This is a genomic window from Paenarthrobacter sp. GQ52, assembly GCF_059759005.1.
In genome coordinates this window covers 19733-34229 of record NZ_JCAXEJ010000028.1, presented here as the reverse complement: position 1 = coordinate 34229, position 14497 = coordinate 19733, and the positions used below count along the sequence as shown (strand labels likewise).

At 61.0% G+C, this 14497-nt stretch carries 14 protein-coding genes and 1 pseudogene; 10 read left to right on the top strand and 5 right to left on the bottom strand.

What is annotated here, in order from left to right; translation table 11 throughout:
- Positions 1-156 precede the first annotated feature (156 nt).
- Both AC6CH8_RS22075 and AC6CH8_RS22070 read right to left on the bottom strand, forming a co-directional pair.
- The gene (locus AC6CH8_RS22075; protein ID WP_498192371.1) at positions 157-786 is read right to left on the bottom strand and encodes an S-layer homology domain-containing protein; all 630 of its coding nucleotides are present in this window, start codon (positions 784-786) and stop codon (positions 157-159) included.
- Positions 787-1026: 240 nt separating this feature from the next.
- Positions 1027-1536, bottom strand: a pseudogene (locus AC6CH8_RS22070) (HNH endonuclease family protein); the annotation flags it as partial.
- Between the two features lie 290 nt (positions 1537-1826).
- On the opposite strand from AC6CH8_RS22070, the gene AC6CH8_RS22065 reads away from it, so the two are divergent.
- The 3 genes from AC6CH8_RS22065 to AC6CH8_RS22055 all read left to right on the top strand — a co-directional run bounded on the left by AC6CH8_RS22065 (position 1827) and on the right by AC6CH8_RS22055 (position 3245).
- A complete protein-coding gene (locus AC6CH8_RS22065) occupies positions 1827-2315 on the top strand; it encodes a TM2 domain-containing protein (protein WP_498192369.1) in 489 nt (162 codons plus the stop codon).
- Between the two features lie 137 nt (positions 2316-2452).
- Entirely contained in the window at positions 2453-2740 is a 288-nt protein-coding gene (locus tag AC6CH8_RS22060) for a hypothetical protein (protein ID WP_498192368.1), read from the top strand.
- Positions 2741-2867: 127 nt separating this feature from the next.
- On the top strand, positions 2868-3245 hold the full coding sequence (locus AC6CH8_RS22055) for a hypothetical protein (RefSeq protein ID WP_054809290.1): 378 nt from the start codon (positions 2868-2870) through the stop codon (positions 3243-3245).
- A 33-nt stretch (positions 3246-3278) separates the two neighbouring features.
- Here AC6CH8_RS22055 and AC6CH8_RS22050 read toward each other — a convergent pair whose 3' ends face one another.
- A complete protein-coding gene (locus AC6CH8_RS22050; RefSeq protein WP_420178831.1) occupies positions 3279-3467 on the bottom strand; it encodes a hypothetical protein in 189 nt (62 codons plus the stop codon).
- A 180-nt stretch (positions 3468-3647) separates the two neighbouring features.
- Between AC6CH8_RS22050 and AC6CH8_RS22045 the strand changes: the two genes are divergently transcribed.
- From AC6CH8_RS22045 to AC6CH8_RS22035, 3 genes are all read left to right on the top strand, one after another.
- Positions 3648-4379: a GAF and ANTAR domain-containing protein gene (locus AC6CH8_RS22045; protein WP_420178830.1), complete on the top strand. Its 732-nt coding sequence runs from the start codon at positions 3648-3650 to the stop codon at positions 4377-4379.
- Positions 4366-4698 (top strand): hypothetical protein, encoded by a 333-nt coding sequence (locus AC6CH8_RS22040; protein WP_420178829.1) that lies wholly within the window; start codon positions 4366-4368, stop codon positions 4696-4698. The genes AC6CH8_RS22045 and AC6CH8_RS22040 overlap by 14 nt, the downstream gene beginning before the upstream one ends.
- A 165-nt stretch (positions 4699-4863) precedes the next feature.
- The gene (locus AC6CH8_RS22035) at positions 4864-5397 is read left to right on the top strand and encodes an alpha/beta hydrolase (protein ID WP_429330375.1); all 534 of its coding nucleotides are present in this window, start codon (positions 4864-4866) and stop codon (positions 5395-5397) included.
- A gap of 81 nt (positions 5398-5478) precedes the next feature.
- On the opposite strand, the gene AC6CH8_RS22030 is transcribed toward AC6CH8_RS22035, so the two are convergent.
- On the bottom strand, positions 5479-7581 hold the full coding sequence (locus tag AC6CH8_RS22030; protein ID WP_498192367.1) for a carbohydrate binding domain-containing protein: 2103 nt from the start codon (positions 7579-7581) through the stop codon (positions 5479-5481).
- 519 nt (positions 7582-8100) lie between these two features.
- On the opposite strand from AC6CH8_RS22030, the gene AC6CH8_RS22025 reads away from it, so the two are divergent.
- Complete coding sequence (locus tag AC6CH8_RS22025; RefSeq protein ID WP_498192366.1) at positions 8101-9336, top strand: ROK family protein; 1236 nt, start codon at positions 8101-8103, stop codon at positions 9334-9336.
- Here the strand turns inward: AC6CH8_RS22025 and AC6CH8_RS22020 are convergent.
- Positions 9333-10196: a carbohydrate kinase family protein gene (locus AC6CH8_RS22020; protein ID WP_498192365.1), complete on the bottom strand. Its 864-nt coding sequence runs from the start codon at positions 10194-10196 to the stop codon at positions 9333-9335. The two genes, AC6CH8_RS22025 and AC6CH8_RS22020, sit on opposite strands and share 4 nt — an antisense overlap.
- Before the next feature lie 185 nt (positions 10197-10381).
- On the opposite strand from AC6CH8_RS22020, the gene AC6CH8_RS22015 reads away from it, so the two are divergent.
- From AC6CH8_RS22015 to AC6CH8_RS22005, 3 genes are read left to right on the top strand one after another with little or no spacing between them, the layout of a single operon-like run.
- Positions 10382-11725 (top strand): purine-cytosine permease family protein, encoded by a 1344-nt coding sequence (locus tag AC6CH8_RS22015; RefSeq protein WP_498192364.1) that lies wholly within the window; start codon positions 10382-10384, stop codon positions 11723-11725.
- The gene (locus AC6CH8_RS22010) at positions 11722-13278 is read left to right on the top strand and encodes a hydantoinase/oxoprolinase N-terminal domain-containing protein (protein WP_498192363.1); all 1557 of its coding nucleotides are present in this window, start codon (positions 11722-11724) and stop codon (positions 13276-13278) included. Before AC6CH8_RS22015 ends, AC6CH8_RS22010 begins: the two co-directional genes overlap by 4 nt.
- Position 13279: 1 nt before the next feature.
- On the top strand, positions 13280-14422 hold the full coding sequence (locus tag AC6CH8_RS22005; RefSeq protein ID WP_498192362.1) for an S-methyl thiohydantoin desulfurase family protein: 1143 nt from the start codon (positions 13280-13282) through the stop codon (positions 14420-14422).
- The last annotated feature ends 75 nt before the right edge of the window (positions 14423-14497 follow it).

The following is a 14497-nucleotide window of genomic DNA, read 5'->3' as shown; positions in this document are numbered from 1 at the left end:
CCAGGAGTCTGATCCAAGCTCAAGAGGGGGCATAGATCTAGCATGGCGCCCTGAACGGACAGCTGGAACGCCATAAATGGATGGGAATTACTGCCCGTTTGTGTAGTGCACGGCGGGTCCTGGCATCAAAAGCCGGGACCCGCCGTCGTCATTCTGTTACGGGTGGCCGGGCAGGGACTCGCAGGCGATGCGGTCGCCGTCGGAGTCCAGTCGCGCGACGTCCCCGTACCACGGGTAGTAGGTGTCGAACCAGGCTTGGGCGGCCTGCCAAGTACTGAAACTCGTGCAGTTCTTGGTGTCACCAGGGTTGGCCGGCGGAGGAGGGGAACAGTTGTTCCCCGTGATTCCGCCGGTGCCTCCATTGACGAAGCGGTACATGAACGCGGCCATGGCGTCACGGGCCACCGGCTGGACCGGGTTGTACGCGCGGCAGCCGTAGCCAATGTCCCAACCAGTGGAGATGCCCTGCGATGCCAGCCACGTGATCTGTTGGTAGAACTGGCTTCCGACCTGGACGTCCACGAATGGTGAGGTGCTCGGCGCCGAGAACGCGGGATTGCCCCCGAACCGGTAGAGGAAGGCCGCCATGGCGTCACGGTTGACCGGGCTAAGTGGACGGTAGGTCTTGGAACCGTCCTGCTCCGTCCATCCTGTGGAGATGCCGCTTGCCGCGAGCCACGTTATTTCCTTGTAGAACTGGCTCGACGGCGTGATGTCGGTGAAGGGCGACGTCGCCGGGGGAGTGAAGGCAGGTTTGCCGGCGAGGCGATACAGGAAGGCCGCCATGGCGTCGCGGTTTACGGCATTCAGCGGCCGATAGGTCCGGCTGCCGTCGGCTTCCACCCAACCAGTGGAAATGCCTTGGGAAGCGAGCCATGAAATTTCCACATTGAATTGGGTGGACCCGTTCACATCACTGAAAGTGATGGGCCCAGGATCAACTGGGGTGGATTCAACAGCGATGGTTGGTACCGGGACCATGCTGGTGCCGCAACCACCCTGCAAGGTGGAGGAAATTGCTGCGGATTCAGCTGCATCAACGGTCAACTGCCAGCGGTATTTCACCAGCACCCAGTCCGTGACGTATTCGCAGGCGGTTCCGGCCAGCGGCGGCATCCATTCTGCTGGATCGCGGTCGCTCTTGGACTGGTTCACGTTGTCTGTCACGGCTTCTAGGGCCACGTCCAAGGTGAGGTCGTTGGCGTAGTCGCGCCGCTGCTCGGCCGTCCAGGCGCTCGCGCCGGAACCCCAGGCTTCCGCCAGGGGAACCATGTGGTCGATGTCGACGTCGGACGCAACAGTCCAGGTGCCGCCGTCGTACCAGGAGGTCCACTGCCCTGTGGCTACGGTGCAGCCCGAGCCGAACGTCACCGGCGACAATGACTCCAGTTGGAGCACCTCGGAGCGTGTGTCGCAGCCGTCGCCGTCGGCATCTATCCAATGCTGAAAGAGATCGCGGTCGTAGCCGGTATTAGTTTCAGTGGTGACGGATAAGGACGAGAAAAGTGTTGAAACGCTGGCCGTTTCTGCGGCCATAGCGGTTTGCGGCATAAAGACAGCCGCCGACGCGGTCAGCGAAAGTGCCGCCAACCACGAAAGTGCCTTGGGCATCTGGGTTCCCCATATTCGATTGTGTGCGCTCTGAGCAGCGCATTCTCTCGGATGCTACCCGCGGGGACCGGCAGATAAAGAACATGGTTTAGTTGTGGCGTGGCGGGGCTACGTCCGTCAGACTGATGATCGGCACATGGATGTTGGGGATCTTGTTGAAGACTGTGGATGCCCACCACCTTGGGCTGGATCAACATTCTCCGAAAGGCATCCCCATGACACAGCCGCACCCCGACAACAATCCGGATACTCCGGAGGTCAACCAGCCTCCGGCTCCGCAGCAGCCGGATTATTCCGCTCAGCCGCCGCAGTACGCGCAACCGCAGGTGCCCCAGCAACCGCAGCCTCCACAGCCGCAGTACGGGGCCCAGCCGCCTCAGCCTCAGTACTACGCGCAACCGCAGGTGCCCCAGCAACCGCAGTACCGGGCGCAGCCGCCTCAGCCCAACATGGCTTACGGTTACCCGCAGCCGAAGTCGAAGATCGCTGCCGGCCTTTTGGGAATCTTCCTGGGCGGCCTCGGCATCCACCGCTTCTACCTGGGCTACACCACCATTGGTGTCATCCAGCTGGTTCTCACGGTAGTGCTGGGCATCTTCACGTTCGGATTGGTGGGTCTTTGGGGCCTCGTGGAGGGCATTATGATCCTTGCCGGTGCTGAGTACTTCAGGAGGGACGCCAAGGGCGTTCCCCTTCGCGACTGACGCGGGAAGGCAAAACTTTGAGCAACGTCATTCACGATAAGCCCGAGCAACTCGAGCAAATCAGGGCAGGTCTCCTGCAGGGCGAAACAGTCTATGCGGTCTACGACTGCAATCCCGGAACGAGCGAGGGGAGGTAGATGGCTCCGCAGATAGATAGAAACCGAGCACGCAAAGAACAGGTGTTCAAGAAGTTGCGCCGCGAGATTCTCGCGGCACGTCTCAAGGTCACACTCGACCAGCAACTGAACCGGGAGACCTCACCTACCGTGAAGCGCCTTTCTGAAATGAAGCTGCCCCCGGTTGCGAAGCCGGTCTCTGCCCCGGCCAGGAACAGTTTCAAGGTGGACATGGCTCGATTGGGAGGAAGAGTTCAGTATTCCAACGCCATCCCGCAGGCGCAGCAAGGACGTCGCGTAGCCAGTTGAGGCCGACAAAGAAGAAGCCCCAGCCGGATTAACCGGGTGGGGCTTCTTGGTGGATGAATCGTCTGAGGTCGATGATCTCATGTCACCGTTATTGAAGACAGAAACGCCGCATGGCACAGTGAGCGGCATGACTCGAATCCTGATGATCGGCATCCACGCCAGCGCGCTCGACTACAGCAAGCTCCCTCCCGGACTCGATGAAGCCATCATGACCGAGCGGATCGAGGCCGGCTTCGGGGCGACCATCGCCGCCGGCTTTGATGCCGTGTCCTGCCTCATTGGAACTTCACCGGACGAGGCCGAATCGGAGATCCGTGCAGCGTTCTCGCGTGATCGTTTTGGTCTGGTGATGGTCGGCGGTGGCATCAGGATGGTCCCGGATTACACGGAACTCTTCGAGCGGGTGATCAACACTTGTAGCGCAGAGTCGCCCGGCATCCCGTTCTGCTTCAACACCTCGCCGGAGACCACCCTGGAGGCTTTGCGGCGCCACATCCACCCTTGAGTCGCCGTGGTGTAGGTTTGTGGCGCGTGCGTGTTAAATGCGCGGCAGTGTGGAGTATGGGCGACTCGGAAGTGTTCCTGCAACCCATGGCCGGACGGGTGGCTCCAACGGAATTTCCCCGCGGCCGTCGCGGATTACCAAGACCACTGCGCCTATCGCAGCGGCCAGGCAGATCATGCCCATCAGGACCAGGGCAATTACCAAAGCCAGAGACATCGCCATACCCTCTGGCTTCAATTTTAGTGCTGTTCCTTCGTGAGGACGTAGCCATTTTCCGCTCATCGGTGGCGCGTCCGTTGAGAAGCGAATCCCGCTGTGCCTATTCTGAGAATGAATCAGGTCCAGCAAGCGGCCTGGAGTTATCGGCGGGATTCGCATCCCGCGGAAGGTCATTTTTTCATCATGTCCCAGCAACTTCCCCTCGACGAACTGACCCTTACTCTGGCCCGGATCAAGGGCTTACTCCTGACAGAGGAAAAGGTAGATCGGGCCGTGCAGCTGCTTGCCGAAGGGGTCCGCGATGCCTTTCCGGGCAGTGCCGGAGCCGGAGTATCCCTCATTGATGAGCAGGGCAACCGAACCAGTGCGGGGGCAACGGATCCCCTGGTTATCCAGGGTGACCAGTCGCAGTACCGCCTAGGGGAGGGGCCGTGCCTGACCGCGTGGGCAACCGAGCGCACTGTCATCGTTGGCAACGCAGAGGCAGATGATCGTTGGCCTTTGTGGACCGAGTCCGCGCGGGAACTCCAGATTGCCTCAGTCATCAGCGTCCCCTTAATACGCGGAACCAAATGTCTTGGAGCCATGAAGCTCTATGCGGCCGCCCCTGACGCCTACAACCTGACGACGGCGCGTCCCTTGGAGAAGCTTGCGGCCTCTGCCGCCATCCTCTTGGACAACATTCAGAGCTCTGACACACCGAAGCGCTTCAGTGAAGGTCTGGTCGAGGCGCTGATCAGTCGGGACGCCATCAGCCGTGCACAGGGGTACCTCATGGGCCAACGGGGAATGACCGAGGAGGATGCGGTCCGGGAACTGCTGAACATGTCCCAAGCGTCGAAGCAGTCCCTGGCTTCCGTCAGCGCCGAGATCCTCAGCGGCGGGAGGAATGAGGACTCTTATGACGCGACCTGAGCGGAAACGTTGCGAGGGATTACCTCTTCAAGAACAACTCCAGCTCAAGGGTCTACGCAAAGCCTTGGCGAGCGCCGGTATCCCCGAGGAGGATCTGTGGCTGCGCTACTTTTCCATTGGCGGGATGGTTGGCGAATACGAGGTGGATGCCTACCTTCAGTCGCTCCACTCCCTGCCTGCCCTGCAGAGGGATCTGCTGGCGCACGCGGCAAATGAACTCATCGACGAACTGCCTGCCCTGCCCCGCGCGCCCTACGACGAACAAGTGTCTCTGAGCCGGCCACCGCTACCGGACAAAGGGAGGGAGCAGAGGCCCTAGGTTTGCGCCGAACGTGAACGCCCATGAGCGAGTGCGTCCTTGAGCGCGGTTGACGCTAGGGTCGAGGGCTGCCGGTGGTCACGGTTGATTATCGTCTTGCTCCGGTTCCGGGCTCTCTTGGATCCGCAGAGGAGACGTGCTGCCCCGGGGACGGTTTCCCCTCCCGTGGAAGACCTTCTGACAGGGTTTCGAAGTGTCAGCAGCCAGTCTGCAGGACGGGTAATTCTCGGTGGTGCCAGCGCAGGGGCGTGCCTTGCAGCCGCAGCAGCACTCCAAGCTCTCGACATCGGCTCAGCACCTAAGGGTGTAATCCTTGCCTACGGCTTCTTTCACTCCTCCCACCTTGCGTCCCGCGAGATCCAACGACGGGTTCGTGATCACCGCCGACTGACACACTCCCGGTTGGTCCTGAACGCCGTGAACCGCAACTACGCGGGCACACGGGCGGCGCTGAATGACCGTTATGCGTTCCCGGGAGGCCATGAGCTGGACGGCTTCCCTCCGACGCTGATGATCAATGCAGAACGCGACGCCATGCGTGCATCGGGTGACCGATTCGGTGCCGAACTGCTAAGTGCGGGAGCCGACGTCGAGCAGCACACGCTACCAGGTACCCGACACGCCTTCCTGAACCGACCACGCTTGGACACCTTCACCAGGGCTGTTGACCTCATGGCCGAGTGGTCTCTGTCTGGTTAGCGGAGGCGACGCCGGAACCCGGCGCCGCCTCCTTCCCGGCTCACGGGATCGGAAGGCCCCATCCCGTGAGGTCTTAGTGCGTCAGGCGCAAGGGTTTCCTTGGCTGACGATGCCGTCTTTCACCTGCTGGTAGCCAGGAACAGCGGTGTAGTTGTTTGTTCCGTTGTTGTCCCATGTTCCGGCCCCATTGTTGAAGGCTGCGGTAAGTCCGGAAGCTCCATTGAGGGGGACGGAAGTGGTCACCCAACCAGGGCATGAGGCAGCCATGGCTACGCCAGGCGCAGTGGTCCACGCTCCGGTGCCCACCCGATAGTGGGCGTTATAGGCGGACCAATTCTTGTTGGTCGAGTAGAACAGAACTGCGGTGTCTGTCGGCTCAGGGGTAGATGCACCGCTGCATGGATCGGCATGACTAACCACGCTGCCATTCACCGCTGCGATCCCACCGTTCAATGCATAGTTGTTGGTGTTGTTGTTGTCCCAAACGCCGCTTCCGTTGTTGAACGCGGCCGTTGCCCCGGTTGAGCCGGAGGGGATGGTGTAGGCAACCCAGCCAGTGCAGGCGGCGGTCATGGTTACGCCCGGTGCAGTTGTCCATGAGCCTGTGCCTACCCGGTAGTGCATCTTGTAGTCACTCCAGCCCTTGGCCGTGGAGTAATACACCTTGAGGTTGCTTGCCCCCGGTTCTGTTTGTCCGCCTGCTTTCGCGTTGATGTGCAACGCGAGGGAGGCGTTTTGGCCGACAGTGGCCTGGAAAGTCCCGGATGCGTCCACGGTTACCACGTCGCCCGCCGAGCAGCCAGTGGCGGTGGGCAGTCCCACAATCACGTTGCAGTAGCGGCCAGCGGGAAGGGAGCTCTGGAAGCTCCTGGTGATGGCATTGCCACGGTTGATCGCCACGTAACCTTTGTCGCCACGACCAAAGGCGAGGGCATTCGAGCCGTTATCCCACTTGTTGACGATCGGCGCACCATAGCTTGTATTGCGGAAGCCCACCATGTTCTCGATGTTGGTCTGCGCATGCTTGCACGTCCAGCCATTCTGGCCGCACACGGGATCCATGACTTCCCCGTTGGAGGCAACCGCCGGTCCTGTCTCATTGTTGGAGAAGGAATAACCTGAATGGATCGACGGGGACCCGTAGTTCCAAGCCAGTGTGAAGATCTGGGCAAGATCGTAGTTTGCCCCGTCCTTATAAGTGAGCGTTTCACCATTTCGCTCAGTGTCATGGTTGTCGACGAAGACCGCGGCGTTCTGTTGAGGAAGGAAACCGGCCCAGCTGGAGCCAATGCCACTACCTGTGATCAGCCAGTTGATGTTCCCGCCGTTGAAGGCCTCTTTAAGTTTGCGGGCGAAAGCAAACTCGTGGATATCACCGTTGCTGGTGTATTCCTCCGGCTGGATCGGTTCGTTAGCCCGGATAACTTCCTGGACTATGTAGAGCCGGGCACGGTCATTGACCCTGGAGAGAATTCCTTGCATGTCGTTGGCCGCAATATGTTTGACGGCGTCAATCCGGAACCCGTCAACTCCCAAGGCCACCAGGTCGTTGAGGTATCCGGCAATTCTTCCCTGAACGTAGGGGGAGGACGTGTTGAGGTCTGAGAGGTTGACCAGATTGCACTCCTGAACTTCCCATCGGTTTTGGTAGTTGGCGATGTCCCTTCGGCACGAGTGAAAGTCCTGCCCTTGGTAGTTTCCGGGATAGTCGTAGTGCTGGAATGAGGTTCCTGCCCAACCCGTTCCCCCGGCGCTCTTCCCGGACATGTGGTTGATCACGGCATCCGCAATCACTTTCACACCCGCGGTGTGGCAGGTGTCCACCATCTGCTTGAACTCGGCCCGCGTGCCCAGCCGTGACTCAACCTTGTAGCTGACCGGCTGGTAATGGGTCCACCATTCCGGGCCTTGAACGTGTTCTTGCGGGGGAGATGTCTGTACGTATCCGTATCCGGCTGGCCCGAGGTTCTCTGTGCATTCGCGAGCGATTGCATTCCACGTCCAGGAGAACATCACCGCTGTGGCGTCTTTGGGCCCGGGAGCTGCGGCGAGGGCCGATGGAGCAGAAGCTGTGGAGGAAAAGAGGGTGCCGAAGAAGGCCATGAGGACCAAAGCGGCCAATAACTGAAAGCGTTTCCCATTGCTGGAAAACCGGACTGCGACGTCCTCGTCGTGTGCTGGCATAGAGGTGAGTCTCCTCAATGAGGTGGCCGCTGCAGGCCGGGAGTCCTGGCAGCGGTTGACGCCGCCCATGTGGAACGGGCGGCCGCGTCACGATGACGGCTCCCATCAAGGTAGGCGGAGTTTGGCCAATAAACAAGAGCAACTTAGTAAAAATTGGAAGCGCTTGCAGAATGGAGAAAGCGCGTCTTTGGCACGAAAAAACTCGCGTGCGGAAGGACCGGTTTTTGACAGGTCAAAGCGTGGGGATGAGGACGAGGGGCCGAGCTAGAGCTGTACTGTCGGCTCTGATGATGAGGGGGCTACGGAAGGAGAAGTCGGCGTCGGATGTTCGACGACGGGCTGGTACCGACGCGCGGCGGGCTCCCATAGTGTGTGCCAGCGGTCCAAGGCTGATTCGCTGGAGGTGGGGGTTCCTGAATGGTCCGGGGCTGCATTCATTGTGTCTCCGAAGTTAATTTGGACTCAAAATTTAGTGCCTGAAGTATTATGTGACCTGAGCTACAGAGAGGTCAAGACCCAATGAGCGCCCCTTCCTCCTCGCCCACGCCGCAGATGCTGAGGCGGGCAAGCCTCAGATCGGTCTTGGACTTCATGAGGGCCTCTACCATCGTGACAATCTCGGATGTCATGGAGGGGACGGGGCTAGCGCGGGCAACTGCCATCTCTGTATGTGAAGAGATCGTGGACCGGGGCTGGATCACGGAGCTTGAAAACCAACGCGAGTTTGGTGAGTACCTCAAAGGACGTCCCGCCCGACGGTTCGTTCTGAATGAGGACGCAGGGTACGTTGTTGGCCTGGACGTGGGAGTCTCGAAGGTCACGGCGGTGGTGTCCAACCTTCGTGGGGAAATGGTGGGCAGGGCGAGCCAGCAGTTCCGTGGAGTTCAGATCACGGCTGATGACAGCATTCCGGGCTCCGATATCAGCCCCCGCGAGCGTGTATCGGCCATTGACAGTACGGCATGTGATGCCCTTCGCAAGGCCGGCGTCACCCCCGATGCGGTTCTCGCAGTCAGTGCCGGAATTGCGGCACCGGTGGGCCGTAACGGCGATGTATTGGTGACTCAACCCTTCTGGGCTCTTCTCGACGTTGGCTTGAAATCGGCGCTGAAGGATCTTCACGGGTGGACGGTACTGCTGGCAAACGACGGAAACCTGGCGGCCTTGGGCGAGCGTTGGCGCGGTTCAGCAGTGGGGGTGGACGACGTGGTGGTTATCCTCGCCAGTGAGCGCTTTGGTTCCGGAGTGATCGACGATGGCCGGCTTCTGCATGGTTGCGGCGGAGGCGCCGGCGAGCTGGCGTTCCTCAAGCAGGTTGAGGGGGTGGGGGACACCTTTGGGATCGCTCTCATGGCACGCACCTGGGCTGCCGAGGCCCTCACTGGAAATGACGAAACGCTACTCCGTGAATATCCTCCAGAGGCCATCGAAGCTGAACACGTCTTCGCTGCCGCTCGCCAAGGTGACGCTGTGGCACGGCGGATTCTGGATCGACTTGCCGATCGTATGGCACGGGTTATCGGGGCCGTCGCTACCATCCACAACCCGGAGCTTGTGGTGATAGGTGGTGCAGTTGCCAAGTCTGCAGGCGCGCTCCTGGACCCAATTGCTGAACGGCTGCCCCAATTCACCGCAACCCCGCCGCGCCTGGCGGTTTCACCTCTGGGTGATTCCGTGGTGACCATGGGCGCGGTTAGAAGTGCGCTGGACTTCGTGGAAAAGGAAACCCTGGATATCGAGCTGCATCACAGCTAGTTCAGCAGCTCCGAGAGCTTCGGGTGCAGATGGTCACTTTCAACCGCCGTGCGGGCCTGAGCCGCGCCTGCCGTCAGGGCACCGTCAATGGTGGCACCGCGGAGTGTCGCGGCGAGGAAGCCGGTCATGAAGGCATCACCGGCACCATTGGTATCAACAACATCGGCGGGAAGAGCGCTGACCTCGTGCCGTGCCCCGGAAGACTCCAGCGCGAGGGCGCCGTCTGCCCCGAGGGTGCAAACAGCCAAGCGGGGGCCGCGTTCCAGGCAGGAGCGCATAAGGTCCCACGGGTCCTCTGCGCTGTCATCACTCATGAACACCGTAGTGGCAGCGCGAAGGAATGGCTCATGGAATTCTGACGATCCGTCGTAGTCGTGCAGGTCCGCCCAAATGGGCGTCTGCTGAGCGTCCAGGCGTTGCAGTAGGAGCGCACCAAGTTCGCTGAGGTCAACGACGGCGACGTCGGCGGCAGCCACCGCTTCAGCCGCGATGCTGAGTCCGTGCTCGGTGGGCGTGGACGGAACTGCAAGGTACAGCGACACCCGCTTGCCGTCGTCGGACATTAAGTTGAGGTGGCGTTCGGTCTGCTCGGACGCTAACGGCTCGACGGCGACCCCGGCTGCCGTAAGGGCGCTGCGGATCCGCTGGCCCTCGGCATCGGTTCCAAGAGGCGAACACAACCGCACATTGACGCCGAGGCCCGCCAGATGCAGGGCCTTGCCAGCGGAGGTCCCTCCGATGGTGTGCCACGAACGGCGGGCGAACTGCATGTGGGGGACAGACTCCGGAAGGTGATCCAGGAGGATGAGCTGGTTCCAGGATGCGGGGCCGCAGACAGCTACAGAGGGAGGCGCAGGCATGGCCATATCCAATCACTCCTTCGATGCACAGGTACAGAGCTGTCACAGCAATGGCCGTCTGCGAAAGGCCCGAAGAGGGCTGTGCAACCTGCATGATCCAGCGCCGCAAGGACTGCACATTGCCCAATGACCCCCGAGTGCTCCACGGATACTGTGAAGTGAATCACTCGAAAGGAATGCATGTCATGTCCACCTCCGACACAGGGCACGATGACTACTCCATCACCAGGGTTCCCGCAACGAAGCGGAAGCACTGGTTCGGCATCGCGGTCCAACGCTTTGGTCAGACTTCTGACCTGAGCCAGTTTCTTCTTGGGGCAACTTTTGGCTTCGGAATGACCTTTTGGGACGCCTTCTGGGCCTTCACCGTTGGCGCTCTGATTGTGGAAGCACTCATGATTTTCGTCGGCATCGCCGGCATGCGCCAAGGCCTCACAACTTCCATGCTTGCCCGCTGGACTGGCTTCGGCCGCGGTGGCGCGTCAGTTCTTGGGTTGGCAATCTGCATCAGCCTCATCGGCTGGTTCGGCATCCAATCGGCCATCTCCGGCGCTGGCTTGAACCAAATTGTCCCTGAAGTTCCCGCATGGGCTTGGTCGCTGGGCTTCGGCCTTGTGGTCACGCTGATCGTGGTCCGGGGCTTCGAATCAATGCAGTGGTTGGCCAATATCACGGTGCCGTTGTTCATGATCCTGATCGGCTGGGCGGCGTGGGCGGAACTGAGCAACCACTCCATCAGCCAGCTCATCAACGATGCCCCTCCGGGTCCAGCACTGGATTTCGTCACCGCTACCACCATCGTTGCTGGAAGCGCAGTACTCGGGGCAGTCATTACACCCGACATGACCCGCTACAACCGGACAGCTGGCGACGTAGTCAAGCAGACCGTCGTCGGCATGACGCTCGGCAACTACACCATCGGCATGATCGGAGTCCTGCTGGCCCACGCCGTAAAGACGGCGGACGTCACACAGATCATCTTCTCCTCGGTGGGCTGGGTGGGCATCCTGATCATCGTGCTTGGCACATCCAAGATCAACGACTGGAACCTCTACAGTGCCGGGCTCGGCGTCGTGTCGTTCTTCAACAGCGCCATGAACAAACGCCTGAACCGGGGACACGTGACCCTGCTGCTGGGTGTGATGGGAAGCGTGTTCGCGGCGATCGGCATCCTGGACAAGTTCATAGACATCCTCATGGTGCTGGGCGTCGTCTTCCCGCCGGTCGCCGGCATCATCATGGCCGAGTACTTCGTCGTCAAGAAATGGCGGCCCCTCCTGGAAGCAAACCGCGACTCAGGACTTCCGCCAGCCAAATCGCCCAACTGGATCCCTGCCACTTTCGTTATCTGGACGATCTCGGCGGCACTGGGCTACTACGCCACCTTCGGGCTCCCTGCCCTAAACTCCCTGGCCGCGGCGTTCATCCTGTACATCATCGCCGGGAAACTGAACCTCCTCCGGTCATACGGCGACACCCAACCAACCATTGAACCCACCACCAAGGAAGAATCGGTAACTGCACCATGAGTAGCCTGAGAATCGGCATTGACGTCGGCGGCACCAATACAGACGCCGTGCTGCTGGACGGCGGGCAGGTGCTCGCCACCAGCAAAGTACCCACCACGAAGGATGTCACCAGCGGCATCACCCAGGTGCTCACCGCACTCAAGGAACTGAACGGCTTCAGCCCGGCCCACATCCGTGGCGTGATGATCGGAACCACGCATTTCATCAACGCCCTCATCGAGGCTCGGGACCTCAGCCCAACCGCTGCAATCCGTCTGGGTCTGCCCGCCACGGCTTCGCTGCCGCCGTTCACGGACTGGCCTGACACCCTCACTAAAGCAGTCAAGGGCCGCGCCTACATGGCCCATGGCGGTCACGAGTTCGACGGCCGCGCCATCAGCCCCTTTGACCCCGACGAAATTCGGCGGCACGCTGCGGATATCGCCACACACGGCATCCGTTCCGTTGCCGTTTCCAGCGTCTTCTCGCCTGTCAACGACGAATTCGAGCAGCGCACCCTGGCCATCCTCCGCGAAGAACTCGGCCCGGAATTCCCCGTTTCCCTCTCGCACGAAATCGGCAGGGTAGGGCTCTTGGAGCGCGAGAACGCAACCATCGTCAACGCCTCCCTGGCCGAAATGGCGAACAGGATTGTTGATGGCCTGGCGAAGGCCGTCCTGGAGCAGGGCATCACGGCGCCCCTGTACGTCAGCCAGAACGACGGCACCCTCATGGACATCGAATACACGCGCCGCTACCCGGTGGCCACCTTCGCCTCAGGGCCTACCAACTCAATGCGCGGCGCGGCGGCGCTCTCCGGCTTCACCGATTGCCTGATCGTGGACATCGGTGGCACCACTACCGACGTCGGCGTTTTGGTGAACGGCTTCCCCCGAGAATCAAGCACACATGTCCGGCTCGCGGGCCTGCGAACCAACTTCCGGATGCCGGATGTCCTTTCCGCGGGCCTCGGCGGCGGGTCCCGCGTGCGGAACGATCAAGGGACTGTGGGCCCGGATTCTGTGGGGTACCGTCTCACCGACGAGTCGCTGGTCTTTGGCGGGTCTGTCCTGACGGCAACGGACATCGCCGTCAGGAGCGGAAGGGCCGACGTCGGTGACGCGTCTTTGGTGAGCCACATCAGTGACGCTGTGGTCCGGTCAGCCCTGGAACAGATCGACCGTACCATCGCCGACATTGCTGATCGGATCCGGACCTCGTCTGCGCCTTTGCCGGTTGTCGCCGTCGGCGGTGGCTCCATCCTGCTGGCAGACAAACTGGATGGCCTTGGAACAATCCACCGACCCGCAAACTTTGACGTCGCCAACGCCTATGGTGCCGCTATCGCGCAGATCAGTGGCGAGGTGGACCGCGTGTCCTCCATCGCCGACGGCGACCAAAAGCGAGCCATGGAATCTGCGCGGCAGGAAGCCGTGGACCGTGCTGTTGCTGCCGGGGCCAACCCGGACACAGTGACGATTGTTGAGCAGGAAGCCATTCCCATTCCCTACCTGCCCGGAAATGCCATGCGCGTTCGGGTCAAGGCAGCCGGCAACCTCACGTTAGGAAAGTGAAATGACCTTGCAAGTGACACACCGCCGCAAGCTGAAGAGGATCACTGTAGAAGATATTGACTCGCTGGCTCGCGGCGCGGCCATCCTGGGAACCGGGGGAGGCGGCGATCCTTACATCGGCGCCCTCCTGGCAAAGCAAGCCATCCAAGAGTTCGGTCCCGTGGAACTGGTATCCCTCGAGGACTTGGCAGATGACGCCTTCATTGTTCCCGTGGCCGCGATCGGTGCCCCAACGGTTGCCGTCGAGAAGCTCGACACAGTGGAGAACCTCTACCTGACCATCCAGAAGCTCGCCGCATCGTTGAACCGGACCGCCACTCACACGGCATGTCTGGAGATCGGCGGATCGAACTCGATGCTGCCAATCGTTGCCGCGGCACAGCTGGGAATTCCCCTGATCGACGGCGACCTGATCGGCCGGGCGTTCCCGGAAATACAGATGGGAATGGCACCCCTGTACGGAATTCACGCCACTCCCATGGCCCTTGCCGATGAGAAGGGAAACACGCTTGTCATCGAGGCCATTGACTCTTTCTGGGCGGAGCGCTTTGCCCGGCAGGCTTCAATCGAAATGGGGTGCAACGCCTTCAACAGCACCTACGCAATGACCGGCGCCCAGGCCCGTGAGAGTTTCGTGGACGGATCCATGTCATTCGCCATCACCATTGGCGATGCCGTTGCCAACGCGCAACACAACAACCTCAACCCCTGTGATGTGTTGGCGGAAACGCTCAGTGGTCGCATTGTTCATCTGGGCAAGGTGGCTGATTTACAGCGCCAGACCACCGGCGGCTTCGCCAAAGGCCAAGCCATGATCGAAGGAATGGGGCCCGATGCCGGCTCCGTTCTTTCGCTGCACTTCCAGAACGAGCATCTGCTCGCCACCAAGGACGGCACGGTGGTCACTACGACGCCGGACCTCATCATCGTGGTGGACGCCGAATCCGCAGAACCGGTTACCACCGAGAACCTGCGCTACGGCCAACGGGTCTGCATTCTGACCGCGCCGAGTGATCCCCGCTGGCACACCACAGAGGGCCTCGAACTGGCCGGGCCGGAGTACTTCGGCTACGGCGTCCCTTCGCACAGATGGGACGGGACACTGGAAGACCACACCGAGTCAATCGAGCGCTACCGCGCCTGACCGCCGTCGGACTCCCGCCGCCGCGTCTCCGACCAAAAGTTGGTGGCGCGGCGGTGGCATTATGGGAGGTAATCA

What these genes read in the sequence shown, in the direction of transcription:
- AC6CH8_RS22075 (WP_498192371.1), bottom strand. Translation starts at nt 786, where the DNA reads ATGGCGGCCTTCCTGTATCGCCTCGCCGGCAAACCTGCCTTCACTCCC.
- AC6CH8_RS22005 (WP_498192362.1), top strand. Translation starts at nt 13,280, where the DNA reads ATGACCTTGCAAGTGACACACCGCCGCAAGCTGAAGAGGATCACTGTA.
- AC6CH8_RS22040 (WP_420178829.1), top strand. Translation starts at nt 4,366, where the DNA reads ATGACGCGACCTGAGCGGAAACGTTGCGAGGGATTACCTCTTCAAGAA.
- AC6CH8_RS22050 (WP_420178831.1), bottom strand. Translation starts at nt 3,467, where the DNA reads ATGGCGATGTCTCTGGCTTTGGTAATTGCCCTGGTCCTGATGGGCATG.
- AC6CH8_RS22010 (WP_498192363.1), top strand. Translation starts at nt 11,722, where the DNA reads ATGAGTAGCCTGAGAATCGGCATTGACGTCGGCGGCACCAATACAGAC.
- AC6CH8_RS22025 (WP_498192366.1), top strand. Translation starts at nt 8,101, where the DNA reads ATGAGCGCCCCTTCCTCCTCGCCCACGCCGCAGATGCTGAGGCGGGCA.
- AC6CH8_RS22020 (WP_498192365.1), bottom strand. Translation starts at nt 10,196, where the DNA reads ATGCCTGCGCCTCCCTCTGTAGCTGTCTGCGGCCCCGCATCCTGGAAC.
- AC6CH8_RS22030 (WP_498192367.1), bottom strand. Translation starts at nt 7,581, where the DNA reads ATGCCAGCACACGACGAGGACGTCGCAGTCCGGTTTTCCAGCAATGGG.
- AC6CH8_RS22060 (WP_498192368.1), top strand. Translation starts at nt 2,453, where the DNA reads ATGGCTCCGCAGATAGATAGAAACCGAGCACGCAAAGAACAGGTGTTC.
- AC6CH8_RS22015 (WP_498192364.1), top strand. Translation starts at nt 10,382, where the DNA reads ATGTCCACCTCCGACACAGGGCACGATGACTACTCCATCACCAGGGTT.
- AC6CH8_RS22055 (WP_054809290.1), top strand. Translation starts at nt 2,868, where the DNA reads ATGACTCGAATCCTGATGATCGGCATCCACGCCAGCGCGCTCGACTAC.
- AC6CH8_RS22065 (WP_498192369.1), top strand. Translation starts at nt 1,827, where the DNA reads ATGACACAGCCGCACCCCGACAACAATCCGGATACTCCGGAGGTCAAC.
- AC6CH8_RS22045 (WP_420178830.1), top strand. Translation starts at nt 3,648, where the DNA reads ATGTCCCAGCAACTTCCCCTCGACGAACTGACCCTTACTCTGGCCCGG.